Origin of the sequence: Granulosicoccus antarcticus IMCC3135, from assembly GCF_002215215.1 — a bacterium.
GTDB classification, from domain to species: domain Bacteria; phylum Pseudomonadota; class Gammaproteobacteria; order Granulosicoccales; family Granulosicoccaceae; genus Granulosicoccus; species Granulosicoccus antarcticus.
In genome coordinates this window covers 2413994-2439939 of record NZ_CP018632.1, presented here as the reverse complement: position 1 = coordinate 2439939, position 25946 = coordinate 2413994, and the positions used below count along the sequence as shown (strand labels likewise).

The 25946-nt window shown below is 52.8% G+C and carries 29 protein-coding genes and 1 tRNA gene; 12 read left to right on the top strand and 18 right to left on the bottom strand.

Annotated features, from left to right (window positions below):
* Position 1: 1 nt before the first annotated feature.
* A complete protein-coding gene (locus IMCC3135_RS10675; RefSeq protein WP_088917590.1) occupies positions 2 to 955 on the bottom strand; it encodes a ferric reductase-like transmembrane domain-containing protein in 954 nt (317 codons plus the stop codon).
* Between the two features lie 384 nt (positions 956 to 1339).
* Between IMCC3135_RS10675 and IMCC3135_RS10670 the strand changes: the two genes are divergently transcribed.
* Positions 1340 to 2137, top strand: coding sequence for a PRC-barrel domain-containing protein (locus IMCC3135_RS10670; protein WP_088917589.1), 798 nt, complete (start codon positions 1340 to 1342; stop codon positions 2135 to 2137).
* Here the strand turns inward: IMCC3135_RS10670 and IMCC3135_RS10665 are convergent.
* A complete protein-coding gene (locus IMCC3135_RS10665) occupies positions 2100 to 2918 on the bottom strand; it encodes a Crp/Fnr family transcriptional regulator (protein WP_088917588.1) in 819 nt (272 codons plus the stop codon). The genes IMCC3135_RS10670 and IMCC3135_RS10665 overlap by 38 nt on opposite strands.
* A gap of 113 nt (positions 2919 to 3031) precedes the next feature.
* On the opposite strand from IMCC3135_RS10665, the gene IMCC3135_RS10660 reads away from it, so the two are divergent.
* From IMCC3135_RS10660 to IMCC3135_RS34010, 3 genes are all read left to right on the top strand, one after another.
* On the top strand, positions 3032 to 3511 hold the full coding sequence (locus IMCC3135_RS10660; RefSeq protein ID WP_088917587.1) for a hypothetical protein: 480 nt from the start codon (positions 3032 to 3034) through the stop codon (positions 3509 to 3511).
* A gap of 105 nt (positions 3512 to 3616) precedes the next feature.
* Positions 3617 to 3766, top strand: a complete 150-nt coding sequence (locus IMCC3135_RS34700) for a Dps family protein (protein ID WP_205737997.1) — start codon at positions 3617 to 3619, stop codon at positions 3764 to 3766.
* 59 nt (positions 3767 to 3825) lie between these two features.
* Complete coding sequence (locus tag IMCC3135_RS34010; protein WP_205737996.1) at positions 3826 to 4626, top strand: hypothetical protein; 801 nt, start codon at positions 3826 to 3828, stop codon at positions 4624 to 4626.
* Between the two features lie 116 nt (positions 4627 to 4742).
* On the opposite strand, the gene dnaK is transcribed toward IMCC3135_RS34010, so the two are convergent.
* The 8 genes from dnaK to IMCC3135_RS10615 form a co-directional block, all read right to left on the bottom strand.
* Positions 4743 to 6662, bottom strand: coding sequence for a molecular chaperone DnaK (gene dnaK, locus IMCC3135_RS10650; protein WP_088917586.1), 1920 nt, complete (start codon positions 6660 to 6662; stop codon positions 4743 to 4745).
* A gap of 53 nt (positions 6663 to 6715) precedes the next feature.
* Positions 6716 to 7249, bottom strand: coding sequence for a DUF1269 domain-containing protein (locus tag IMCC3135_RS10645; RefSeq protein WP_088917585.1), 534 nt, complete (start codon positions 7247 to 7249; stop codon positions 6716 to 6718).
* 104 nt (positions 7250 to 7353) lie between these two features.
* Positions 7354 to 8115 carry an SDR family oxidoreductase gene (locus IMCC3135_RS10640; RefSeq protein ID WP_088917584.1) on the bottom strand — a complete coding sequence of 254 codons (762 nt, stop codon included), beginning with the start codon at positions 8113 to 8115 and terminating at the stop codon, positions 7354 to 7356.
* 158 nt (positions 8116 to 8273) lie between these two features.
* A complete protein-coding gene (locus IMCC3135_RS10635) occupies positions 8274 to 8582 on the bottom strand; it encodes an acyl-CoA dehydrogenase family protein (RefSeq protein ID WP_088921793.1) in 309 nt (102 codons plus the stop codon).
* Positions 8474 to 9682: a transketolase family protein gene (locus IMCC3135_RS10630; RefSeq protein ID WP_205737995.1), complete on the bottom strand. Its 1209-nt coding sequence runs from the start codon at positions 9680 to 9682 to the stop codon at positions 8474 to 8476. The genes IMCC3135_RS10635 and IMCC3135_RS10630 overlap by 109 nt, the downstream gene beginning before the upstream one ends.
* A gap of 10 nt (positions 9683 to 9692) precedes the next feature.
* Positions 9693 to 10244, bottom strand: coding sequence for a class I fructose-bisphosphate aldolase (locus tag IMCC3135_RS10625; RefSeq protein ID WP_088921792.1), 552 nt, complete (start codon positions 10242 to 10244; stop codon positions 9693 to 9695).
* The gene (locus IMCC3135_RS10620; protein WP_088917583.1) at positions 10241 to 12619 is read right to left on the bottom strand and encodes a phosphoketolase family protein; all 2379 of its coding nucleotides are present in this window, start codon (positions 12617 to 12619) and stop codon (positions 10241 to 10243) included. Before IMCC3135_RS10620 ends, IMCC3135_RS10625 begins: the two co-directional genes overlap by 4 nt.
* Before the next feature lie 158 nt (positions 12620 to 12777).
* Positions 12778 to 13521, bottom strand: coding sequence for a Crp/Fnr family transcriptional regulator (locus IMCC3135_RS10615; protein ID WP_088917582.1), 744 nt, complete (start codon positions 13519 to 13521; stop codon positions 12778 to 12780).
* A 140-nt stretch (positions 13522 to 13661) separates the two neighbouring features.
* Between IMCC3135_RS10615 and IMCC3135_RS10610 the strand changes: the two genes are divergently transcribed.
* The 4 genes from IMCC3135_RS10610 (at position 13662) to IMCC3135_RS10595 (ending at position 16278) form a co-directional block, all read left to right on the top strand.
* Positions 13662 to 13910, top strand: a complete 249-nt coding sequence (locus IMCC3135_RS10610) for a hypothetical protein (protein ID WP_088917581.1) — start codon at positions 13662 to 13664, stop codon at positions 13908 to 13910.
* Positions 13911 to 14056: 146 nt separating this feature from the next.
* Positions 14057 to 15088 (top strand): acyltransferase family protein, encoded by a 1032-nt coding sequence (locus IMCC3135_RS10605; protein ID WP_088917580.1) that lies wholly within the window; start codon positions 14057 to 14059, stop codon positions 15086 to 15088.
* A gap of 92 nt (positions 15089 to 15180) precedes the next feature.
* Positions 15181 to 15732 (top strand): hypothetical protein, encoded by a 552-nt coding sequence (locus IMCC3135_RS10600; protein WP_088917579.1) that lies wholly within the window; start codon positions 15181 to 15183, stop codon positions 15730 to 15732.
* An 81-nt stretch (positions 15733 to 15813) separates the two neighbouring features.
* Positions 15814 to 16278, top strand: a complete 465-nt coding sequence (locus IMCC3135_RS10595; protein ID WP_257790423.1) for an aspartate-alanine antiporter-like transporter — start codon at positions 15814 to 15816, stop codon at positions 16276 to 16278.
* Positions 16279 to 16322: 44 nt separating this feature from the next.
* Here IMCC3135_RS10595 and IMCC3135_RS35475 read toward each other — a convergent pair whose 3' ends face one another.
* Positions 16323 to 16463, bottom strand: coding sequence for an acyl-CoA dehydrogenase family protein (locus IMCC3135_RS35475; RefSeq protein ID WP_088917578.1), 141 nt, complete (start codon positions 16461 to 16463; stop codon positions 16323 to 16325).
* Positions 16433 to 16558, bottom strand: a complete 126-nt coding sequence (locus IMCC3135_RS35205; RefSeq protein ID WP_257790407.1) for a hypothetical protein — start codon at positions 16556 to 16558, stop codon at positions 16433 to 16435. Before IMCC3135_RS35205 ends, IMCC3135_RS35475 begins: the two co-directional genes overlap by 31 nt.
* Before the next feature lie 185 nt (positions 16559 to 16743).
* Between IMCC3135_RS35205 and IMCC3135_RS10585 the strand changes: the two genes are divergently transcribed.
* From IMCC3135_RS10585 to IMCC3135_RS10575, 3 genes are all read left to right on the top strand, one after another.
* Positions 16744 to 17775, top strand: coding sequence for an acyltransferase family protein (locus IMCC3135_RS10585; protein ID WP_088917577.1), 1032 nt, complete (start codon positions 16744 to 16746; stop codon positions 17773 to 17775).
* Positions 17776 to 17878: 103 nt separating this feature from the next.
* A complete protein-coding gene (locus IMCC3135_RS10580) occupies positions 17879 to 19480 on the top strand; it encodes an HNH endonuclease signature motif containing protein (RefSeq protein WP_088917576.1) in 1602 nt (533 codons plus the stop codon).
* A gap of 129 nt (positions 19481 to 19609) precedes the next feature.
* The gene (locus IMCC3135_RS10575; protein WP_088917575.1) at positions 19610 to 20134 is read left to right on the top strand and encodes an endonuclease V; all 525 of its coding nucleotides are present in this window, start codon (positions 19610 to 19612) and stop codon (positions 20132 to 20134) included.
* Between the two features lie 12 nt (positions 20135 to 20146).
* Here IMCC3135_RS10575 and IMCC3135_RS10570 read toward each other — a convergent pair whose 3' ends face one another.
* Positions 20147 to 20647 (bottom strand): hypothetical protein, encoded by a 501-nt coding sequence (locus IMCC3135_RS10570; RefSeq protein WP_088917574.1) that lies wholly within the window; start codon positions 20645 to 20647, stop codon positions 20147 to 20149.
* Positions 20644 to 21231, bottom strand: coding sequence for a hypothetical protein (locus IMCC3135_RS10565; protein ID WP_088917573.1), 588 nt, complete (start codon positions 21229 to 21231; stop codon positions 20644 to 20646). The genes IMCC3135_RS10570 and IMCC3135_RS10565 overlap by 4 nt, the downstream gene beginning before the upstream one ends.
* A 447-nt stretch (positions 21232 to 21678) precedes the next feature.
* Between IMCC3135_RS10565 and IMCC3135_RS34695 the strand changes: the two genes are divergently transcribed.
* Complete coding sequence (locus IMCC3135_RS34695; RefSeq protein WP_205737993.1) at positions 21679 to 22800, top strand: hypothetical protein; 1122 nt, start codon at positions 21679 to 21681, stop codon at positions 22798 to 22800.
* Between the two features lie 173 nt (positions 22801 to 22973).
* Here the strand turns inward: IMCC3135_RS34695 and IMCC3135_RS10555 are convergent.
* From IMCC3135_RS10555 to pth, 4 genes are all read right to left on the bottom strand, one after another.
* Positions 22974 to 23050, bottom strand: a tRNA-Met gene (locus IMCC3135_RS10555).
* 88 nt (positions 23051 to 23138) lie between these two features.
* Positions 23139 to 24077 carry a LysR family transcriptional regulator gene (locus IMCC3135_RS10550; protein ID WP_088917572.1) on the bottom strand — a complete coding sequence of 313 codons (939 nt, stop codon included), beginning with the start codon at positions 24075 to 24077 and terminating at the stop codon, positions 23139 to 23141.
* 132 nt (positions 24078 to 24209) lie between these two features.
* Entirely contained in the window at positions 24210 to 25301 is a 1092-nt protein-coding gene (gene ychF, locus IMCC3135_RS10545) for a redox-regulated ATPase YchF (RefSeq protein WP_088917571.1), read from the bottom strand.
* Positions 25302 to 25316: 15 nt separating this feature from the next.
* A complete protein-coding gene (gene pth, locus IMCC3135_RS10540; protein ID WP_088917570.1) occupies positions 25317 to 25919 on the bottom strand; it encodes an aminoacyl-tRNA hydrolase in 603 nt (200 codons plus the stop codon).
* Between the last annotated feature and the right edge of the window lie 27 nt (positions 25920 to 25946).

Here is a 25946-nt window from a genome sequence, read left to right as displayed (position 1 = left end):
GTCAGCCGCAGGGACCGTTCAAGTACACGTGTGAGCCAAGCGGAAGATCACCGATGTGCTTTGTCCAGTCGCCCGTCTCCAGGATCGAGAACTGGATACCCGGGCCCTGACCCGGATCGGAATCAATCGTAAACGGGTGTTCCAGAACACTGAAGGGCGAGTTGAAGCTTATCCAGACCATCTGACCTTTTTGAAACGGCTTCGGATCGAAGCCTTCGGGTTCGAAAGTCAATAGCCACCTCCCCCTCCCCTGCTCGCTTCTATCCATCAGACGAAACGGTCGCTGTGACATTTTCAAGGGAAGCCATAGAAACACATAGACCAGCAACAGGCCTGCCAGGCACGTCAGAACAAGCCAAACGATCGAGAGATCTCTCGACTGGCTATAAAAGCCACCAACGAGTGCGTGGTGCAACACCAAGCCACTAACAGCCACGGACAACACAACGTGGGTGATTCGCCACGTTTCGTATCTGTAGTTGATAGAGCGTCGACCCAGTGCGAATGCGATCAGAATGACGAGCAGGCCCCACGCCAGATATCCTGTCAATCCTGACGAGCCTTCAAGGGCCAGATGGGAAAGATCCTCTGGCCGATAGACCGGCTTGACGCTTCTGGGGATGTAGTAGATGAATGGATGTACAAGTGCGAATACACCAAGAACGATGCCGGTGATTCGATGTAACCTGATTACCCGTTGGTAGGAGACACGCCCAGTCAAAAACTGAACGCGGCCAGATGTCGCGAACTCCATCAACAGCATCGGCAAGGCAACCAGGGCGAGCCCGCTGGCCAGGTTTTCGTACCAGGCTCGCGGTGGATAGTGCAACGCCTCCTCAAGACCAGACAAGGGCGGCGGGATGCCAACTGCGATACTCATCGCCAGTGGCGCCAACGCAATCAGACAGTAGATGCCGAGTAAAACACCCCAATGGAGTGATTTTTTCTGTGACATTGCAAAACCCCGTGCTAGCAAGCAAGGCCTCTTGCCTTCCAGATCGATAGCCTCGTGGTCCTTGTCGCACCTGCAATGATGCAGGATATATCGCTTGTATGTATGCCAGTCGATTGCTCATTGTCATGATTGCTTACCTGATTTGTTTTATCGTCGCGCCACACACGCGGCGATACAGTAAATGATCATGTTGAACGCCATTGAGTCTGTATCCAGACCACCTGGCACGCACTGACCGAAGTTAGCTACTTTCGTAGATGGCGTATCAGTAACGTCATTTTCGAACAGGAACCCGCTTACGCGCGCTTTGCATGTGCGCTAGCAGACAGACGGATCGGCATCATCGGCTCAAAGTCTTTTCATCAAAAGCAAGAGGATCGAAACATGTTGATCAGCGCAAAGGAAATGGAAGGGTATTCCGTCGGCGCCAACGACGGCGACATAGGTCATGTCAAGGATTTCTACCTCGACGACGAACAGTGGGTGATACGCTATCTGGTCGTCGATACCGGTGGCTGGCTGTCGGGTCGAAGAGTCTTGGTTTCACCGATCGCTGCTGGCACACCGAATCGGGAGCAAAGGCTGCTGCCAGTTTCGCTTACCCGGGATCAGCTCAGCAAGAGTCCAGACATTGATACGGAAAAGCCTGTATCCAGACAGCACGAGATTACCTTCTCGGCCTACTACGCCTACCCCTACTACTGGAGCGGTGACGGATATTGGGGCGGCGGGATGGATCCTGGCCTGATGATGCCAAGTTACGCTGGATTCCATAGATCACCCACAGAAATTGCCAAAAAACAGCACGAAATAGAACAAGCCGAATCAGACCAGCATGAGCACGATGATCCACACCTGCGCAGCTGCAACGCCCTCATCGGCTATCACATCCACGCAAGCGATGGCGATATCGGTCACGTCGCGGGGATGCTGATCGACGAGCAAACGTGGGCCGTGCGCTACCTCATTGTCGACACAAGCAACTGGTGGCTCGGACACCAGGTTCTGATCGCGCCACAGTGGTTTGGAGCCGTGAACTGGTTTGACAAGACGACTGCGGTCTCGATGACACGCCAGGCCATCAAGGACGCTCCTGCCTACAAATCACAGGCCAAAATGAGCCGCGAAGCTGAAGACCGACTTCTCAATTACTATGGGCACGCCAAATACTGGGCCGGCTAGCCAGGCCGTGAGTACGGTGTACTTTGCCTGCTGCTTGCAAGGGTAGTAATGGTCTGGTCTGATCCAGATAGACCGGATCGAACTCGGCAAACTCAACCAGCTGGTCATAGTCCTGGAATGCGACGAAACCGTTGCGGAACGTGACCATGCCGGCTTCGCGCAACTGTCGCAGCACTCGATTGATGTGTATTGAACTCAGACCGAGAGCGTCAGCCAACATGTACTGCGACAGCGGGCAGGCATAACCCTCCTTGCTGCCCATGCCGACGAGGGAGAGTCTGGCGCCGAGTTCCAGCAGAAAATGCGCCATGCGTTCGGCCGCGTTACGGCGACCGATATCAACCAGATGCTCCACAATCATTGCCTCGTCACGCGATACGGCCCAGAAGATCGCGGTGGCCAACCGAGGTGTCTGCGTGAATGCCGTTAGCAGATCAGTCAACAGAACTTCTGTCACCTCGATGTCTGAGACCGGCTCGACACTATGATCTGACAGTTTCAACAGGACGCTGCGCAACCCCAGAAAATCACCCGGAATCTGGAAATTGACGATTTGTCGCTGACCACTCACCAGGGTTTTATAGGCGCAGGCCCATCCTGAAAGAAGAATATAGGCAGACTGACCCGATTGCCCCTGACGCACCAGATCGCAACCTGCGACAAAAGTACGACGTTGCTTATGCAGGCCTTCGAGCACCGAAAGTTCCGCTCCTGACAAGTCAACAAAGGCCCCCAGTTTCCGAGCCAATGCCGTCTTCTTGATGATGTGTTCGTCTTCCATGAATATAGCTGAACGTTTGTGAACAAGAACGTGCTGGGACTGATATCGATCAGGTTGTATTCAGCAGCCGGCTCAAACCCCAGCATTGAAACCCGCTCACTGTCTGCTCGTCTGTGCGCCAGCACACATACGCGCGGGCATGGACATCTAAAGAGTCAGAACAAAATGTCGGACAATGCGGTACCGTCGCATTCGCAGGCATTCTAACCCTGCCCATTGCCTTGTCGGCTGGGCAGGTATTTGTGGAACGCGATCTGGTCATCCTGATTGCCATGGGAGTGATCGTGTTGTCCCTGATAACGGCAGCAATCACTCTGTTTCTGAAGATCGGGGCAATTTTCCCGCCGTATGATACTTCCAAGAATGCTGAACGCAGGTCGATCTTTCTGATGCGTCGGCAGAAAACAGCTGGCAGCGTCCTTGCCCGCAGACTGGTTCGCGAACTCGATCCTCTTGAGGTTCATTGTTTGCCAGCGCACATACGCGGGGCTATCAAAAGAGCATCATCCTTGTACTCGCACACGGCGAATGTCTGTGCCCCACACAAAGACGTCTTCGGGGCATGCTGTCAGAATTCATGGAGAAAACGATGAAAATGCCTACACCCTAAAATTAAGGAACTCAAGCGAAGGCGTAACATGCCACTCGCAACCCCTACCGATTTAACGACAGACGCCACAAGGGACTTATCCGGGGCCATGAACGTAGTTTTGGCTGATGTATTCGCCTTGTATCTGAAGACCAAGAACTTCCACTGGCACATGAGCGGCTCGCACTTTTGCGACTATCACCTGTTGCTCAATGAACAGGCCGAGCAACTCTTCGCCATGAGCGATCCGATTGCCTAGCATATTCGCAAAGTGGGCGGGCGGACACTCCGCTCGATCGGACACATCGCACCCAACGCGTGCTCGACAACGATACGGAGTACGTAGAGCCCAACGGCATGCTGGCCGAGTTACGCGACGACAACAAGAAGCTTGCGACAAGCTTGCGCGAGGTTCACGACCTTTGCAACGAGCACCGCGACATCACCAGTGCCAGCCGGATTGAGGAATGGATAGATGAGCTTCTGCCTTCATCAGCATTGGTGCATCTCGATTCAGAGCAAAAGCAATGCTCGATCAATCTGACCATGCAGCAGATCAAGGACAGCCCGGATGTAGACACCGAGCGATCAGTCTCGAGGCAGATGGAGTTCGGGATATACAATCACTACGGCTACAACCCTTACTGGAACAGCGGCTACGGTTGTATGGGCGATATCGGCAACCTGGGTAGTTACAGCTACCTGGGGGGCATGGGTGGTGCATTGCCTTGTTCATCTGGCTGGCGAGCCGAGGAGGAAATCATCGATGCCCGGCGGGACCACGACGACGTACACCTGCGTAGCATGGATGCGATCACCGGTTATCACATCCATGCCAGTGATGGCCAGATCGGCCACGTCGAAGACTTTCTCATCAACGATACGGATTGGAACATTCGTTACCTTGTCGTCGATACGAATAACTGGTGGCCAGGCAAGAAGGTGTTGGTATCACCACGGTCAATAGAGAATATCGATTGGAGCGATCGCCAGGTGAATGTCGGCGTCGACCGTCGTAAAATTCAAGGTAACCCGGACTACGATGCCTCAGTGTTGATTGATCAGCACTTCGAGGTGAATTTCCTGAACTACTACGGCATCAAATTGGTCGAGACCTGATGGCTTACTGTGTAATTTACTGACGCGTACCACTACCTCGTAATCATACGAGGTAGCTTTTCAACATCACTCTTACTCATCGCACCAGAGTTGGTGTTGAATCAACTCATGATCCGTTAGTGAGCTGATTCAGGCTCGTCGTTGGTGACATCCTTGAACTCAGCATCAACCACATCGCTTTCCGGTGAATTTTCATTATCCGAAGAAGCTTTCTGGTCTTGTTTTTCCGTCGCTTGCTGAAGTAGCTTTGATATCAGTGCTTCAAGCTTGGAGGTTGCAGATTCAATAACCCCCTTGCCATCAGCTTTGACAGCATGCTCCGCTGATTCTATCAACGCCTCAACTTCCGTCATCGAATTTTGCGGGAGGCTCGCACCTTGCTCTTCCACAAAGGTACGCGCAGCATGTACCTGCGCATCTGCGCGATTACGCGCACCGACCAGCTCACGAAACTTCAGATCTTCCGTCGCATTTTCTTCTGCGTCTCGAACCATGCGTTGAATATCAGCTTCTGACAACCCTGAAGATGCCTTGACGATAATCGACTGAGCTTTGCCGCTGGCTTTATCTGTTGCAGATACATTCAAGATACCGTTGGCATCAATATCAAAAGTAACTTCAATTTGTGGTGTTCCTTGTGGTGCAGGGGGAATGTCTTCAAGGTTGAACTGGCCGAGTGACTTGTTGTCAACGGACCGTTCACGCTCGCCCTGTAATATATGTACCGTAACCGCAGATTGATCGTCTTTAGCGGTCGAGAATATCTCCGTTGCCTTGGTGGGTATAGTCGTGTTCCTTTCGATCAGCCTTGTCGTAACTCCTCCCATTGTCTCGACGCCCAATGATAGTGGTGCGACATCAAGCAATAAGACACCACTGACATCACCTGCTAACACAGCGCCCTGCAAGGCGGCACCTACGGCCACGGCCTCGTCCGGGTTAACATCCTTGCGAGGATCCTTACCGAATATCTCCTTGACCATTTTCTGAACCAGCGGCATACGTGATTGCCCACCCACCAGGATAACTTCATCGATATCCGATTGTGCCAGTCCAGAATCCTTCAATGCATCCTCGCACGGTTTGACGGTTCTGCCAACCAACTCCTCAACCAGCGATTCAAGTTTGGCGCGAGTCAGCTTCATGTTCAGGTGTTTGGGACCGCCCGCATCTGCCGTGATATAGGGAAGATTGATATCAGTCTGTTGATTGGAACTCAGCTCCACCTTGGCTTTCTCTGCAGATTCCTTTAATCGTTGCAACGCCAGTGGATCACCTGTCAGGTCAATACCGGACTCTTTCCTGAACTCCTCACTGAGATAGGCAATGATCTTTCGATCAAAATCCTCACCACCCAAAAACGTATCACCATTAGTCGCCAATACTTCAAATTGCTGCTCACCATCCACTTGTGCAATTTCAATGATGGAAATATCAAACGTACCTCCACCCAGATCGAATACGGCAATCTTCTGATCACCCCGTTTCTTGTCCAGGCCATAGGCGAGTGCAGCGGCTGTTGGCTCATTGATAATGCGTTTGACTTCCAAACCAGCAATACGACCAGCATCCTTGGTCGCCTGACGCTGCGAGTCGTTGAAGTAGGCTGGCACCGTAATCACGGCCTCCGTAACCGGCTTGCCCAGATAGTCTTCAGCCGTCTGCTTCATTTTCGCAAGAATTCGACTTGATATTTCAGCAGGTGACAATTTTTTCCCAGCCGCTTCAATCCACGCATCACCGTTCGTATTCTTGATTATTTTGAAAGGCACCAACTCGATGTCCTTCTGTACCACCTCATCATCAAAGCGTCGTCCGATCAACCGCTTGATGGCGAACAATGTATCTTTTGGATTACTAACTGCCTGTCTCCTGGCAGATTGACCAATCAGGGTCTCCCCACTAGCGCTAAAGGCCACTACGGAAGGCGTTGTTCTGGCACCCTCACTGTTTTCAATGACCCGAGGCGTCTTGCCCTCCATAACGGCGACACAGGAATTGGTTGTACCCAGATCGATACCGATAATTGTACTCATGATTTTTACCCTCAGGCATAGAAATACATTGTTGTGTACATATCAAGGTCGTATCAAGCTTCAGCCGTCGCCGTAGCCGCGTGTGATTTATCCAGAACCTGCTGCAGCTTGTCTTCCAGCTCATGTGTCAAAGAGGTCTTCAATACTTTTCCGTTAAAAGGCTGAAGATGCTCCAACACCTTGTCCATTGTTGCTTTTCTGAGCAATACGAAGAGCACCGCCTTGTTGTCATCCAAGCCGCTACTGAGCTCAACCATCATTTCATCCTCAATACCGTAGTCTGACAATTTCCCAGAAAGCGCCCCCATGCTGGCTCCGAAAACACTGGCAAGCAACGGTACTAGAAAGCCTCCGAACGGTATGGTGAAAATAATACCGATAAACAAACCCCAAAACCCTCCGGATGCCGCACCCGTCCTTGTCAGATTGACTGATTGATCGAGTTTGATATGGCCCTTCGCATCTCGATAAACCACCACACTGTCCTCTGTTTCGACCAAGTGTTCGCGCTGCATGGCAACGAACGCCGCGCGTGCCTCTCGTGCCTTGTCCTTGGATTCAAGGACGATCGCAATTAAATCACTCATTTTATTAATACTCCGATTGTAGAATTATATTTTTGAATTAGTGGTAATCGTAAAAGCCGACTGCACCACCTAGCACAATGCAAGTGCATACACATAAAACCCGCTTACAGGCGCAGGCCACCATCAACTTCAATAACGCGACCTGTACAATAGTCGTTCTCAAACAGGAACACGGATGTGAGGGCGATCTCATCAGCTTCTGCGAGGCGTCTCAACGGAATACCGCTTTTAACCTTCTCCAGAATTTCAGATTTCATGCCTGCCACCATCGGCGTGTTGGCAAAACCCGGGGCAATCGCCACAACACGGATGTTATAGCGAGCAAGCTCTTTTGCCCAGGTTACGGTCATGGCTGCGACTCCGGCTTTCGCCGCAGAATAATTCGTCTGGCCTATATTTCCCGCTCGAGAGATACTACTGATATTGATAATGAGGCCGGGCTTGCCGAGTTCGATCATCTTCACCGCGGCTTCGCGAGCACATAGAAAAACACCCGTCAAATCAACATCGATAACTGATTGCCATTCTTTCAATTCCATTTTCTTGACGACCTTGCCATCCTTCACCTTCACCAATAACCCATCGCGGGTGATGCCAGCATTATTGACGGTACCATCGAGCCTGCCGAAGTCATTCACCACGTCCGTATACAGCTGTACTACTTCGGATTCATCAGCTACGTTGGCTCGATAACAACGGGCTTCGCCACCCGCTTGCTGGCACAGCTTTGCCGCATCAGCAAGAGCTGCTTCGTCAAGATCAACAAGTGCCAGTTTCGCACCTTTGGCAGCGAACGCCTGCGACATACTCAGACCAAGCCCACGGCCTGCTCCAGTTACCACAATGACTTTTCCTTTCAGATCCATTTTCCGGTTCTCAAAAATAACTTCGCGTCAGCTGAATCACTGACCCACTTATTATGGTGATTGGTTAATATCATTCATATTGTGGATATCCGCAGAATTCAGCAGACACTACGAATAGTTGACATATTTGGATATCGCAGAAAAACGTTTTTCTTCAATCAAATGTTCGTTGCAATAAACTCTTCCGGGAAGTCATTCGGTGAGTCCAGCAAAGTCGTACCGACAATATCCCTGAACATGCGAGCAAGCGGCAAGGATCCCTGAACCCCCTTGGGTAAGGATTCACTGATGCCGAGACCGCCCTCCACCTGACAGCAGTCAATCAGCATTTTCGACCCGCAACGTGCAAGAAAAGACTTCAGCATGTCGGCTTCATTCTCGAACGGTTCACCGGCATCAACAAGCCGCCCAATCTGATATACACCCTGGCAAGCCAGATGGCAGTTACTTTGCGTTTCTGCCAGCATTGTCTGGACCGCCTGGGATGCGTCGGGCCGTCCTCACCCACCGCGATACTGTCGTGCGTGAACACATACACCACATGCAAACCCATGAGAGCAGCCAGACGTATGGCGGGGCGCATATAGTCGGGAAAAATTAAAAACCTCGATCCGAACACAAGATAACCACCGTGTACCGTCAGACCGTTTACGATGGCGCCCATCGCATGCTCTCGCACGCCGAAGTGCAGGTTGCGCCCAGCCCGACTCCAGCCACCCACATCGCTGCCTTGTGCGTCTTCACCAATGCGCAGCGGCGAGTTGAAGGTGCCCTGCCCCTGCAACGCTGTGTGCGTCGACGGGTCCAGGTCGGCAGAACCGCCGAACAACGCAGGCAGTCGATTCGCGATTGTGTTCAACACCTGCCCACCAGCGACCCGTGTGGCCATGCCCTCGGGATCGGCGGCGAAGACCGGGATATCAGCATCCCAGTCCGCAGGCAGGTCACCGTTCAGTCGGCCTTGCAGCTCGGCAGCAAGCTCCGGGAAGGCCTGGGCGTAGGATTTCCAACGCGTATCCCAATTGGCCTCCGCCTGCGCGCCGCGTGCAAGTGCCTGTCGAAAATGTACGAGGGCCGTCGCCGGGATCAGAAACGGTGGATCGAGCGGCCAGCCCAGCGCCTCCTTGGTACTCTTGACACCCTGCGCACCCAGCGGCGCCCCGTGAGACTTGAAGCTGTCCTGTTGCGGCGAGCCGAAGCCGATGTGCGTGCGCACGAGAATCAGCGAAGGTCGCAACTGCTCGGCACGTGCAAGCTCCAACGCCGCATTCACCGCATCCAGGTCATTGCCGTCGTCGACTACCAACGTATGCCAGCCGTAGGCCTTGAAGCGCAGAGCACGATCTTCGCTGAACGTGATGTCGGTGCCTGCCGACAGCGTGACACGATTGTCGTCGTACAGGCAAACGAGCTTGCTGAGCTGCAGATGACCGGCCAGTGAGGCAGCCTCGGCAGCCACGCCTTCCATCAGATCACCGTCACTGACGAGGGCCCAAGTGCGGTGATCGATGGGCATATGACCGTCGCAGTTATAGCGTGCCGCCAGGTGCGCCTCGGCGATCGCCATGCCAACAGCATTATCCAACCCCTGACCCAGAGGCCCTCAGCGGCCAGGGTAGGCGCGCCTCGAAGCACCGGTTCATCGCGCTCAACCGGCAGAACGCCAGCTCGACTCTCTGACCACCCGAGAGGAACGCGATGCCTGGTACGGCCGCGGGCACGGCGCGCAATAGAGCAATCACGGTAGCATCGGCCACCCTGTCCACACTGTTCTGGTGGGAACAGGCCAGCTCGGAGAGCACCATATTCGGCTTGAGCAACATACCTTCCAGCAGTACGCCCTGAGCATATAGTTGTCCGAAGACCTCGTTCAGCAACTGCGCGGTGACCTCAGCCTGACAGAACTGGTGGATCGTCTCATCGTAGAGAATCGCGCCGCTGATGCTGTCGGCCAGTCCCGGCGTCGTGATGATGAGTTCGCGCCACGCACGCCTCGCCTCTTCGGTCTGTGGAATGCCTAGAGCGGCGAAGCGCTTGTTGCAGGTTGGATTACTCTCATCCATTGCCAACAAGCCCTTGTCATCGGCCATCAGAGCAGCCGCCGTGGCGCGCAGTATCTTCGCATTCATGCCGGAGCCGCCTCCCATCGCCAATTGCGTATTTCCGGCATATCCTGGCCATGCAGGCGAATATGCTTTTTGTGCTCCATCAACTTGCCTTGGAGCTTTCGCTTCAAGGCCAGGCCCCGATCGCCGGTCTGTGGCAGACGATCGACGACGTCCATAGCAAGATGGAAACGATCAAGATCGTTCAACACCGTCATGTCAAAGGGCGTTGTAATCGTGCCCTCTTCCTTGTAGCCGCGCACGTGAATATTGCCGTGGTTACAGCGGCGGTAGCTCAGTCGATGGACTAACCACGGATAACCATGGAAGGCAAAAATGACCGGTTTGTCCTTCGTGAACAACGCATCGAAATCGGCATCGATCAGGCCATGCGGGTGCTCGCTTTGCGGCTGCAGCCGCATCAGATCGACGACGTTTACGACGCGAATCTTCAGCGTCGGCAGATGCTCACGCAGAATCGACACCGCGGCCAGTGTTTCCAGCGTTGGTACATCACCGCAGCAAGCCATCACAACATCGGGTGCTTCATCACCCTCATTGCTGGCCCACTCCCAGATACCGATGCCCTTGATGCAGTGCTTGACAGCAGCGTCCATCGTCAACCACTGCGGTGCCGGATGCTTTCCAGCCACCACCACGTTCACATAGTGACGACTGCGTAGACAATGATCCATCACCGAGAGTAGACAGTTCGAATCAGGCGGCAGGTAGACACGCGTGATCTCGGCCTTCTTGTTGACAACATGATCAATAAAGCCCGGATCCTGATGTGTGAAACCGTTGTGATCCTGGCGCCACACGTGCGAGGCAAGCAGGTAGTTGAGAGAAGCGATATTGCGCCTCCACGGGATCGTTGATGTCACCTTGAGCCACTTCGCGTGCTGGTTGAACATCGAATCGACAATGTGGATGAAGGCTTCGTAACAATTGAAGAGACCGTGGCGCCCCGTCAGCAAATAGCCTTCAAGCCAACCCTCGCACTGATGCTCGCTGAGCATTTCCATGACTCGTCCAGTCGGTTCAAGAAATTCATCACCTTCGACCGTCGCGGCATCCCACTGGCGGGGTGTGAACTCGAAGAGAGCCCCCAGGCCGTTGGATAGCGTCTCATCAGGACCGAAGACCCTAAAATTGCGTTGCCCCTCGTTCCACTTCATCACGTCGCGCAGAAACATCCCGAGTACGATCGTATCGCCAATGCCGGGAACACCGGGTTCGGGCACCTTGAACGCGTACTCGCGAAAGTCGGGCAAATGCAAATCGCGCAGCAACTGTCCGCCATTGGCATGCGGGTTTGCTCCCATACGCCGCGTACCGATGGGTGCCAGTTCGGCGAGCTCCGGAATCAACCTGCCCTGCTCGTCGAACAGCTCCTCAGCACGATAGCTGCGCAACCAGTCATCGAGCAGCGCAAGATGGCCCGGGTGCGTGGCTGGGTCTTTGATCGGCACCTGATGGGCGCGAAAGGTACCTTCTATCTGCAAGCCGTCGACCTCTTTGGGTCCGGTCCAACCCTTGGGTGAATCGAGTACAATCATCGGCCAACGTGGTCGCACCGCGTGACCGCTGGCGCGCGCCTCTTGCTGAATCTTGCAAATCTGCTCCACCGAATCGTCCAAAGCTGTGGCCATAGCCTCGTGCATCAAAGCCGGATCAGAGCCTTCAACAAACAATGGCGTCCACCCATAGCCACGCAGCAACTGATCCAACTCCTCGCGCGTGATGCGCGCCAACAATGTCGGATTGGCAATCTTGTAGCCGTTAAGGTGCAGTATCGGCAACACGGCACCATCAGTCATTGGGTCGAGAAACTTGTTTGAATGCCACGCCGTGGCCAACGGCCCGGTCTCCGCTTCGCCATCACCAACAATACAGGCGACGATCAGATCGGGGTTGTCGAACGCGGCGCCGAATGAATGGCTGAGCGAGTAGCCCAACTCCCCACCCTCGTGGATCGACCCCGGACACTCGGGCGATGCGTGGCTCGGAATTCCGCCGGGAAACGAGAACTGACGAAACAGTTTTTGCAAACCCTCCACATCACGACTGATGTCGGGATAGACCTCGCTGTAGGTACCTTCCAGATAGGTGTTGCCAACCACTGCCGGACCTCCATGTCCCGGACCCGAGACATAGATCATATTCAGATCGTATTTCTTGATGACCCGATTCAGGTGCACGTAGATGAAGTTCTGCCCCGGAGTCGTCCCCCAATGTCCGAGCAACATGGGCTTCACATCTGCAAGTGCAAGCGGCCGCCTCAGTAGAGGGTTCTCACCCAGATAGATCTGCCCAACCGCCAGATAGTTCGCAGCGCGCCAGTAGGCGTCCATACGAGCGAGCAGATCGGGCGTGAGGGTTTTATGATCGGTAGGCATAGGGTTCCTTTTTGACCATACGCTGCTGTGGGTTCAATTCCCGTGCGAAACGCCGGATTGGAAGTAACCATTAGAAATCACTCACTGATTTGCGTCTGTACGCCAGCGCACGTAGACGAAAGCGGAGTAAGAGCCCATTCAGCAATAAACTGAGCGTTTCAGGGCAACAGCGGTCCAGCCTGATCCAGATAGACCGGATCAAACTCGGCAAATTCGATCAGCTGTTCATAATTGTCGAATGCGACATACCCTTCCCGGAACGTGAGCATGCCAGTCTCGCGCAGCTTTCTCAGCACCCGGTTGACGTGGATAGAACTCAAACCAAGGGCATCAGCCAGCAAGTACTGTGACAGTGGGCAGGCATAACCTGCCTTACTGCCCAAGCCGACGAGAGACAGCCTGGCACCGAGTTCCAACAGGAAATGAGCCATACGTTCTGCCGCATTGCGGCGACCAATGTCGACAAGATGCTCAACCACCATGGCCTCATCGCGAGACACAGCCCAAAGGACCGCTGCGGCCAATCGAGGCGTCTCTGCAAAGGCCTCTAGCAGATCAGACACGTTGACTTCTGTCACTTCGATGTCAGAGATCGGCTCAACGCTGTGATCCGATAACTTCAACAGAACGCTGCGCAATCCCAGAAAATCGCCTGGAATCTGGAAATCGACAATTTGTCGATGCCCATTCATCAGGATTTTATAAGAACAGGCCCAACCTGAAACAAGGATATAGGCCGCCTGACCAGATTGCCCCTGATGCACCAGATCGCGTCCCGCGCAAAAAGTGCGACGGCGCTTATGCAAGCCTTCAAGCACGGTATGCTCAATCTCTGACAAGGCCACAAAGGCACCCAGTTTTCGCGCCAATGGCATGTTCTTGATGTTGTGCACTATTCCCATGGGTATCGCTGAGCGTTGCTCAACGAATCGTGCCGGTGACTGATGTCGATTAGCCCGAACTCGCTCGTTATTTGACAGTCTGTCTCAAACGTTGCTCAGGCTCTCTGTGCAAGCATCGCCACCTGAAAGGCCCGCATACAATGTCCGAACATAACACGCATTCGGGAATAGCCGCACTTTCGATTTGCGAGTCGCTGCTTCTTGCGCTCAACGACGCGCGAGTGCTGCCGGAGAGCGCCATCATGGACATCCTCGAGGATGCAGCGGCTGCGCATGAAAATGTAGTCGAATCCGATGTCAATTCCGAATGCAGTGTCGAAACGCACAGGGCGGTGGCTGCGCTGATCAACAGCATAATCTCGGGTGGAAACTCCGTTCGTAGACCGTGACATACTGACAATCCGGCAACCCTACGACACTGGAATACGCTTCCAGGAAGTATAAGATTCCTACTATTTTTTAAACCTGTTATCGCTAACGAGTGCAACTGCTAGCTTACACCTCAAAATCGTATCGATAAAACAGGGTTCGCTTGATGAACACACGTGACAGTCGGCTAGACAGCGCCAAAGGCATGCTGATTGCGCTGGTGGTACTAGGCCACTTGCTGGAGGCTACCAACTACTGGAACGAGGGCCTGATTCGCTACCTGCTAACGGCAATCTACGCGTTCCACATGCCAGCGTTCATCTTTCTGGCCGGTATGACAAGCAAGCCTGACAATGTGAAGCGAAGAATCGCCGTACTCGTCAGCCTGCTGGTGATATTTCAGTGCCTGTATTTTTTGTATCTGCCCTTCATGGAGAGCAACAAACAGTTTGCATGGCTGGACCCGTTCTGGCTACTCTGGTTCCTGCTGGCCATGGTTTTCTGGCTCATCGCCATGACACTTGCACCCGCATCGCCGCGCCTGGCTCTTCTGATCAGCGTGGCAGTTGGGCTGGGCAGCGGTGCCCTACCCGTTCTTGAATACCTGCCCACGCTCGATCGTGCCCTGTACTTCCTGCCTTGGTTCATAGGAGGCTACGTCATCGGCCAGGCAGCATTCGATAAAGCTACGACGATTTCCCGACCTGTCACCATGGTATTGTCATTGACAAGCCTGATACTCGCCGCAGCTTTGTGGTACGCAAACGTAGGCGCGGGCTGGCTATATGGCAGCAACGGTTTCGCCGTTCTGGATGTCTCATTCAGCCAAGGAGTACTCGTCCGCGCGCTATTGATCACCATCGCTGCAGTTATGACCTTGACTCTGCTCACATCGGCAGACCTGTTACGCACTGTGTTTGTCAAAGCTGGAAAACGCAGCCTGGCTATCTACTTGTTGCATGGCTTCTTCGTTCTACCGACAACGCCATGGCTCGGTCTGGCGTTCGAGCGTTACGGACCTGTTGCAGTCTCACTGATCTGCATAATGGCAACCTGGCTATTGGTCTACCTTCTTTCGTTGTCAGTCTTCGATCGAAGTCTGCGGACACTAGGCAGTCGAGGCGGCAAACTTCTTCTAAACACGCTTGACAGCCTTCGCAGAACAATTGAACCGGTGGCTGCAAGCCCAAGGGACTAAAGCTTTCAGGGATGCAGGAAAAGATAATATCTCCTCCTGTAAAGGCACGATTTTAACGGCACGAGATACGCCATCATTACTTGCGCTTCTTCATGTCCCTGACGGATGGCTCTGCCATTGCGCCGGAGACCGATCTCCCCGGCAAAACCATTCCCGACGAGCTACCGGCTATTGCCCGTCGACTGAAACAGCTGGGGCAAGACCTGTCCTCAGGCATGGCCGATCAACTGGAGCTACTTGTACGCTTTGACAGCCTGGGTAGATGGAAGTCGTCAGGCTCCCGCCATTGCGTCGCCTGGATGAATCTTGAGATGGGTATCAGCCTGGCACTGGGATGGGATTACTTGCGCGTAGGTCGCAAACTTCAAACCCTACCGATCACTCAAGCCTTATTCAGAGGCGGCAAACTCACCTGGTCAATCGTACGCTTACTATCGAGAGTCGCCGATGAGAACAGTGAAGCCCTGTTGTGCCACACAACATTGAATGCATCCGTCTCTGATTTAGAGCGCCTATGCCATGAGTACCGTTGGCAGCATGATGCGGATCAAAACGGCATCGACGGAGAGAGCGCCGGAGCCTGCAACAGATCGAAGCTCGATCATTCAGCTGGAAGACTGTTAGTAACGGCAACACACTCTTGATCAGGATAGGGGCCGACCGAAGTCGGGCCCCTCCCACACCACCCGGCATGCGGGTCCGCACCGGGCGGTTCGAGAAGGGGCATACCATTTGCGCTTGGAACATCGGCTGGTGTCATCATGGCAGGCGTGGGTGTCAGCTATTTCCGTAGCCGCAATCCAGAGTTCGGCGGTCCCGTGCATGAAGGAGCCCGCAGCTTTCTACAGGATTTCGGACTGAATGCTTTTGTTGCTGTTTTGTCTGCCAACGTTGGGCCCAAGGTCATCACAGCCCTGGGCGGCGATACAATCCTCTGGCTAGCTCTGATCGGCACTGCCGGCGCATTGATACCACCGTTCATCGCCTTCTGGATAGGGATAAAATTCTTCGGCCTCAATTCCATCATTGCTGCTGGCGCCTCCACCGGCGCTCGCAACAGCACTCCGGGTCTGAACGCCATCATGGAGGAGTCAGGCAGTTCTGTAGCAGCCGTACCTTATCCAGTCAGTTATGCATTAACGACAGTACTGGCACTGATAGGTGGCTATGTTTCGATGATATTGTCCTGAAGATAATGATCTTGAGGCTGATTAAAAAAAGACTTCCATCACCTTCAGCGGAAAATCACGATACGCTCGATCTGATTGGTTCCCTCGTAAATCTGCATGATCTTGACATCGCGCATCAATTTGCCCATTTCACTCGTATACCCGTAAGACCCCATCAGAGTGAGCGCGCGCGAAGAAACTGCCATTGCAACATCTGTGCATAGGGTTTTCGAGATAGCAGCTTCTGTGGAAAAAATATAGCGGCATCACGCAGATCGGCCATTTCATTATGACTATCCATAAGCCGAGGCCTACCAGATATTCAGTACGCAGGCCATAGCTGGCTGACAATTCGGCAACCTACCAACGCTGGAATAGGCTCCCAGGCAGTTCAGGCTCCATACAATTTTTCAAACCTGTTTTTGATAACGAGCGCAGCTGATAGCTTTCACCCTGATTTTGTATCGATGAAACAGGGTTCGGTTCATGGACACACGTGACAGCCGTCTCGACAGCGCAAAAGGCATGCTTATCACGTTGGTGGTTTCAGGCCACCTGCTGGAAGCTACCAACTATTGGGATGATGGCCTGATTCGCTACTTGCTGACAGCAATCTACGCCTTCCACATGCCTGCGTTCATCTTTCTTGCCGGCATGACGAGCAAGCCTGACAATGTGAAGCGACGAATCGCGGTGCTGGTCAGTTTGTTGGTGATATTTCAGTGCCTGTATTCTTTGTACCTGCCCTTCATGGACAGCAATAAACAATTCGCATGGCTGGATCCGTTCTGGTTGCTCTGGTTCCTGCTAGCCATGGTTTTCTGGCTCATTACCCTGACACTCGCACCTGCATCACCACGCCTGGCTCTTTTGATCAGCGTGGCAATTGGATTGGGCAGTGGAGCCCTACCCATTGTTGAGTCTGTGCCGACGCTCGATCGCGCCCTGTACTTTCTGCCCTGGTTCATGGGGGGCTACCTCATTGGTCAGACAGCCTTCGATAAAGCTGCCATGATTTCAAGATCGACCACCATCATATTATTATCGGCGAGCCTGATGCTCGCTGCCGCATTATGGCATTCAAACATAGGTGCCAGCTGGCTGTATGGCAGCAACGGATTCGCTGTTCTGGATGTCTCATTCAGCCATGGGGTATTCGTCCGTGCACTATTGATTGGCATTGCTGCGATCATGACATGGACTCTGCTCACATCAGCGGACCTGCTGCGCACCGTGTTTGTCAAAGCTGGAAAACGCAGCCTTGCCATCTACTTGCTGCATGGCTTCTTCGTGCTACCGGCAACCCCATTGCTCGGTCTGGTATTCGAACACTACGGACCGGTTGCCGCCACAATGATCTGCGTACTGATGACATGGTTAGTGATCTATATACTCTCCTTATCTGTCTTTGATCGCAGTTTACGGATACTGGGCAGCCGAAGCGGTGAGATGCTATTGAACACTGCGGACAGCTTTCGCAAAACCATTGAACCTCGCTCCGCAAGCTCACGGGATTAATATCTGAACAAGTCCACTTAGACTATATATATTAACAGTATCTATTTTTGACCTATACTACTCGAAATGTTATATTGAAATCCTCTCAAGAGGACATGAATCCATGGACGATTCAATTAATCAGAGCCATCATGAACACGCAGACACTACAAGTCATGTTCAAGATGAAATCGAAGTAGAAACAGATAATTCGCACATTCCATTCGGCACAGATTCATTCGACGCCGAAGCTCGGGAATCCTTTGGTCGTAACCTGCGCCTCTTCATGTCGCTGACGGACGGCTCTACCATTGCTCCGCAAACCGAGCATGCCGGCAAAGCCATGCCTGACGAAGTGCCAGCCATTGCCCTTCGATTGAAACAATTGGGACAAGATCTGTCCTCAGGCATGGCCGATCAACTGGAACTACTTGTGCGCTTTGACAATCTGGGTGGGTGGAAGTCATCTGGCTCTCGCCATTGTGTTGCCTGGATGAACCTTGAAATGGGTATCAGTCCAGCTCTGGCCTGGGAATACTTGCGTGTAGGTCGCAAACTCCAAGCCCTGCCCATCACCAGAGCGCTTTTCAGTGGCGGCAGGCTCACCTGGTCAATCGTGCGTCTACTTTCGCGAGTTGCGAATGAAGACAATGAAGCCCTTCTATGTCATACAGCATTGGATGCCGCAGTGTCAGATGTTGAGCGCCTCTGCAATGAATACCGTTGGCAACAAGATGCGGATCAATACAGCAGCGATGGAGAGAACGCACGGAGTCTGCAACAGATAGAGACTCGATCATTCAGCTGGAACACCGTGAGTAATGGCAACACGCTCATAAAGCTTGCACTGCCACCTGAAGTTGCCCAAGCTTTTCTAAATGGCATCGAGCAATCGCTGGCGCAGCTGGAAGAAACCGATGCTTCCATGTCACAACGTCGGGCGGATGCAGCTGTACTCATGGCAGAGAACAGCCTGCAGAATGCTGGCCGGGAAATGGCTACCGCTGATCGCTATCAGGTCATCGTCTCGGTGGACGAATCAGAATTGAACACGAGCAACGCCTCAACTCCAGGCAAGCGTCCAACCGTTCAAAATGCAGGCCCTATCGCCACCGACACAGCCCGCCGACTCGCTTGCGATTGCAGCGTTTCCACAGTCACGCTCAAAAACGGCGAACCCATCGATATCGGTCGCAAGTCTCGTCTCTGGCCAGCGGCGATGGCTCGCGCCATCAAGAACCGAGATCAACATTGCCAATATCCAGGGTGTACACAAACACGGCATTTGCAGATTCACCACATTCATCACTGGGCCGATGGCGGCACTACCAGTGTAGAGAACGGCGCTTGTCTGTGCGCATTTCATCATACAATCGTACATAAAGGTGGCTACCGAATTGAACGTATCAACGATCATCCGGACGGCTATAAAGAGTCTTTCCATCGTCAACAGGCAACCCGGCAGAACATCAACGATATTGAGAGTTTGTTACGCAATAGCCATGATTCCTTCGAGAAGGTACGAGAACTATCTCCTACACGATTTCGCTTTCGAGTCGTAAATCAGGAAGGGCAGGATATACGCGATACAAATGATTCGTCGGGCAGACAAAACCCTTCGCCATCTGACACTCACTCTACAGGCGTAGAGCGATCTTTCTATCCACCGTGGCCGGGCGTTGCAGAGAAAGCACCGCCTTATCGTGTCAGCGAACTCTGCTTTTGAAAATAAACGACCTTGGCACCTCCCTATAGGGTTAGCTTATGGTATCCATGGATGATGCTTGCAAGTATCCTTCGACTCTGAGTGAACCCATTAAATGGATAAATACAGTTACACGCGGAGTATCAGACGATGCTGCTAGCCATCGATGTTCAGTACGATGATACAAATGACCGAGCGGGTATCGCTGCCGTTTTATTCGACAATTGGCAGTCTTCCTCATTTGAGCAATGCCTGACGAACACCCACACTGAGCTTGAACCATATGAGCCAGGTTTTTTCTATCGACGAGAATTGCCTTGTCTGATGCCTGTATTGAAGCGGGCATGTCAGCGGCATTCGGTTGATACCATCATCATTGATGGGTTTGTAGATCTGGGATCCGACAAGCCAGGGCTGGGTCGCTACGTTTTTGCAGCCCTGGATGAAGCCATTCCGATAATTGGTGTTGCCAAAAATCCGTTTACAGAATCAGGGGCATTACCCGTGACTCGAGGCAATAGTAATAAATCACTGTGGATCAGCAGCACCCACGATGTGCAATTGGCCGCACAGCGAGTGAGCTCAATGCACGGCCAGTATCGATTTCCAACCCTGCTTAAGGAAGTAGACAGCCAGGCAAGAGCGGTTCTGGGATCGCCAGTTGCTACGGCATGATTCACTCTCGCTCTACGAGGGCGAACCCGTAGACTCACCCTGTCGTGCTGGCGACAAAGACCCGGTTCCCAGGTCCATAGACGCAAGTTCCATGGCCGTTGGACTTTTGTGCGAAATAATCTCGCGTTCATCGAAGAAGAACCAATTCACAGCGTATAGGACCAGGTGCACCGACTGCAATGCCAGCAAGGAGACAAACAATTTTTCTCGCGGGCCCACGCCAAAAATCAATAATGCAATAACCAGTAACGATCCCGCCATGGCACAGACCAAGGCAATCAGAATGAAAACCCACAGTGTATGACCGGACTGAAGTTTCAGATCCGGCAGCCACAGATGAGAGGCAGTCAGTAACATCAGTGATATGAGCACTGCTGCCAGACGGGCCGGAACAGTCACCTCCATATCCAGAAGATACAGGGCGATTCCCAACAGCAAAACTGCCGCCAGCCCAACCGCCTGCACGCTGATCGCCTTCCTGATGGCGACAGCGAGCCCCGAACTTGAGATCATGCGGCCCCGTTCAGCACAGTCAGTACCTTGGACAGTTCCATATGGGAGACACTCTTGGTATCAAAGACAAGATTGCCACCGCTGCCAAAAATGCTGATGCCCTGCCGTCTTGCTGTAAACAAACCGATAACGCCAAATGCCACCACGACCAGACCTGCCACCGCTTGTGTAGGCATTAGAGCGATACCGGCGACAATCACCGTGATGGCACCGAGCAATTTGAGCATCATCAATCTGTGCCCCATCTTCAAATAACCCGCATGAGTCAATCGCATCTGCTGAATCTCGTAATCTCTGGTCTTTTTAGTGAAGACCAGGGCACGACGATTGGTCACAATCAGGCGTCCTTTGTGTCGGGCAAGCTTGGCTAACAGCCCCAGATCTCGCCAGCCCTGAGAGACATCCAGAAGGACAAACTCCCCCTTGGCCAATGGCAAGTCCGGAGATCCCTTGCCTTCCAGCGCGATCACATCAGGCTTGATCGAGACAATCACTTCCGGTTTTTGTATTTCGTTCGCATCGAGCCTGATCTCTTCAAGATTTTCGACTGCGTTTTGTGCAGCTGCATTTGCCGATGAATTCATATAACTTTTCCAAGCCCGATATTGGAGATGAAGGTGCACGTCGATGGCGATTTCAGAAATCCAACGACACAGCCTGCTGTATCGGGCAGGGTTCAATCGAGATTCAGCAGAGGCGGTGAAAACTGTGACCTGACTGCGTTTGTTTCAAAATTGATTCAAATTGAACAGAGCTTGATGTACACACCGTGTTACTGGGCCTCAACTAATAATTGGGGTACGGTATTGCCCGACAATGGTTCGTTACTGGCGATGCGTTACCTTTTTCGCTTCGCAGGCAATATCAAGGGCGTGAGATATATGAAAATCGCAGTTTTTACTCCAATCTTATTACTAGCGATCTCAAGCTGCGGCGGAAGCAATGGCGAGGCAGAACCGGTCGTAACGTCCGATCCATCGGCTCAAAATCCAACACTAGAGCCTGCTGCCCCTCTAGACGATCCAACTCTTGTGCCTGGACCAGAGCCTACTCCTGAGCCTACTCCTGAGCCTACTCCTGAGCCTACTCCTGAGCCTACTCCTGAGCCTACTCCAGAGCCTACTCCTGAGCCTACTCCTGAGCCTACTCCCGAGCCTACTCCCGAGCCTACTCCCGAGCCTACTCCTGAGCCTACTCCTGAGCCTACTCCTGAGCCTACTCCTGAGCCTACTCCTGAGCCTACTCCTGAGCCTACTCCTGAGCCTACTCCTGAGCCTACTCCTGAGCCTACTCCTGAGCCTGAGGAAGAGGCGGCTGTTATTACGAGTGATAATTATGTTGAGCTGATTGCGAACGTATTTGCCATCTACTCAGGCAAGTATTACGGGGACCAGATACTCACGGCTCCAGACTATTCAGATCCAACCTACGACGATTTGCCATTGACTGATGAGTCAGGCGCATTGATATCTACAACTGCGGACATTGTTTGCAGTAATGGGGGTACCGCAACCTTTACGCCTTGGTCTCAAGGGTATCCGATTGATAATATATTGGAATGGAACTTTGAATTTGATAATTGCCAGGACGGAATCACTATTCTGGATGGTCAAATAGAGCGCTCAGTCTTTGAAGCTATCATTGTCACTTCTTCGGGATTTTTCAGCGATGATCAAACTCAGATTATTCGTTATTCTGGTATGACATACCGCACTGCGCATGGCACTGGCTCCGGTGAAAGTAGACGTGAATGGTGGACTGATGATACGAATTTCAGTCTGGAGCGCAGTGACAATTCCTTTGCTATAGAAGATTCAACCACGGAACTTTCCACCAGCTCTGATTCCGCTAGCCTGAGCGGTGGGTTCAGGGTACGAGCCGATTGGACTGGGAATCAGGACATCACGGCTCTGGTCAGCGAAAATCTGACACTTGCCAGGGATGTAGGCTTGGCCAATAACACCGTGCTTTTTGAGACAGGAAAACTCGAACTCAGCGCTGGTGCAAACAACACATTGCTACTCGATGCCGATACAGGTGACATAGATACTGTACAGATCACCATTACTGCCGATGGCGCTACAAGCACCCTGACGCAACCCTGGTCGCTATGGATGAATGAACTTATTTTCATTCCGACTTCGCGATGGTGATCTGGAGGACTGCCTAAGAAATCTCAAGTAAGGCGTCGCGGAAGAAAAATGACTCCGCGGCAGCTTTGCATAATTTGGATTAATCTATCAGCGGTTGCGTATAAGTCGCATTTTTCTACAGGCCGCTTCGTCAGGCGCGTGTTTTCGCTGTGATTTACTGAAGTTATTAAAAATGGTGGCTACACCTAGATTCGAACTAGGGACCCCAACATTATGAGTGTTGTGCTCTAACCAACTGAGCTATGTAGCCGCCGAACTTCAGCCAAAAATTATGATCGTTTTGACGGTAACTGTCAAGAACAATTGAAAGAAAATTGCTTCTTTTTTAAATCTTTTATTCATTCGGACCTTTCTTTCGATTTGCCCTCATTCCATTGGTCAATCAGTGTGGTCAATCCATCGCTGATGGATGAGGCAAATCGTGCTGCGGCCACGGGGAGTGTACGTCCGCGTTGCTGTGCCAACTGCAGACTGCCCAGTGCGATGTCGTTGAGGTGGATCGGTACCGCGCAAATTCCCTCCCCCGGACCTTTGGCTGAGAATGCCATCGGAATCTGGAATGCAATCATGGGCTCACTGCGTATGCAGCTCAGCAGGAACCCGGCATTGTCTGATTCGATGGCAACGTGCAGGGGTAGAGTTCGCCTGGCGGCAGCCAGCGTGAGTATGTGTCGTATCCCTGCCCTCTGACTTGGCAAGGCCAACGGAAACTGTGCACAGTCGCTGAGCCTCACGACGCCCTGCTTTGCCAATGGGTGGTCGGTTGCCATCAGCGCATGCAATTGCTGCGGCACATCCAGCAAAACCTGTACGCCAGTATTTGGCTCTGGTTCGAAAATAAGCGCAAGATCTGCCGAAAAATCGATCAGAGAGCTGACGGCCAGTTGACGTCCACCGACGAAGATATTGAACGAGACTCCCGGATGAGCGGCTCGGTATTTCGATACCAGTGCCGGAAGAAACTGCAGCATCATCGCCTGGCCGCAGACTACGGAAATCTGTCCGCGTCGCTCCCCAGACAGGTCAGCAATCTGGGACTGCACTCGTTGCATATCCGACAGTTGCTGCCGTACATACTGAATGAACACCTCACCTGCAACGCTGAGTCGAACTCCGTTGGGCAGCCGTTCGAATATCGGCGTTCCCAGGTCTTCTTCTACAGCAAGGATGCGGCGGTTCAAAGCCGTTGAGGTGATGGCCAGTGTGTCTGCGGCGCCGCGTATCGAACCGATACGTGCGACAGCATCAATATATTTGAGTTGTTGTAGGTGTCGCATCAATGCTCTTGTCGATACAAAACTATCTGAACATATTGTGATCCAATTCACATAGCTTCACTGACAAAGCTAGCTGAATCTCACTGCAGTCTATGCCGCAGTGAGATTCAGACATTTATCTGATTCAGTAGATTAGACGTTGAATCGAAAATGCACGACATCACCTTCGCGCATGATGTATTCCTTGCCTTCCAGACGCCATTTACCTGCGTCCTTGGCACCGCTTTCACCTTTGAATTCAACGAAATCGTCATAGCCGACAACTTCTGCACGAATAAATCCTTTTTCGAAATCGGTATGAATACGCCCTGCTCCCTGTGGAGCTGTGGCGCCTGCATGTACCGTCCAGGCACGCACTTCTTTCTCACCTGCAGTGAAAAAGGTTTGCAGACCAAGCAGATCGTAGCCTGCGCGGATAACGCGGTTCAGGCCAGGCTCATCCAGATTCATTTCATCAAGAAAATCTTTCTTGTCAGCATCATCCAACTGCACGATTTCAGCTTCAATCGCCGCACAGACCGGCACCACTTCAGCACCTTCACCAGCAGCATATTCGCGCAAAGCATCCAGCATGGGGTTGTTCTCGAAACCACCCTCATCAACGTTGGCGATATACATGGTGGGCTTCACTGTCAGCAAGTGAAAGTTGCGCAGCAATTTACGCTCTGAATCATTCATGTCCAGAGTTCGCACAGCCACCCCTTCCGCCAGAGCGTCCGCCAGCCTCTGCAGCAATGCCTGCTCAGCCATGGCATCCTTGTTGGCAGATTTTGCCGTTTTTCGAATTCTGAGCAACGCCTTGTCGATCGTTTCCATATCGGCAAGCAACAGCTCAGTGTTGATGATCTCAACATCGTCCAGCGGGTCAACCTTGCCGGCGACATGGATAACATCGTCATCCTGGAAGCATCGGACCACATGGGCGATAGCATCCGTCTCACGGATATTGGCCAGAAACTTGTTGCCCAGCCCTTCCCCTTTCGAGGCGCCGGCAACCAGACCCGCAATATCCACAAATTCCATGGCAGTCGGCAATGTGCGCTGCGGATTGACGATTAGTGCGAGTGCGTCCAGGCGTAGATCTGGCACTGGAACGATTCCGACATTGGGCTCGATGGTGCAGAACGGATAATTTTCGGCAGCTATTTCGGCCTTGGTCAGGGCATTGAACAACGTTGATTTGCCAACGTTAGGCAAGCCTACGATCGCGCATTTGAAACCCATGTCAGTACGTACCTGTTAGGTGGTTGGAGGCTTGTGGCTATGCAAAGCCTTGGTGGCAACATTGATGTCACCGTCGATAATGGTGGGCGATTCACGCAGGGCAAGCTCGATGGCTTCATCCATCAGGCGTTGCTGGTCTGCCGGAGCCCGTTTGAGTACATAGCCGGACACGGCACTCTTGTGTCCGGGGTGGCCGATACCGATGCGCATGCGCCAGAAATCGCTACTGCCCAGCTTTGCCAGAGAATCACGTAAACCGTTATGCCCACCGTGACCCCCGCCGTTCTTCAAGCGGATATGACCCGGGGACAGATCCAGTTCATCATGAGCAACCAGTATCTTGCCCGGTTCGATCTTGTAGAAGCGTGCAACGGCGCCGAGCCCCTGCCCACTGTTATTCATGAAATTCATGGGTTTGACAAGAATGATCTTGCGGCCTTCGAATTGCGCGGTGGCAACGGCGGCAAAAAATCGTTTGTCGGTGTTGAAGCTGGCGCCCAGTTGGCGGGCCAGTTCATCCACATACCAGAAACCGGCATTGTGGCGAGTGGCAGCATACTCTGATCCCGGATTGCCGAAACCCGCTATCAGTTCGAATTGGACTCGTTGACCAGGCATGGGAAGCTACAGGCTCATCATCAGGCG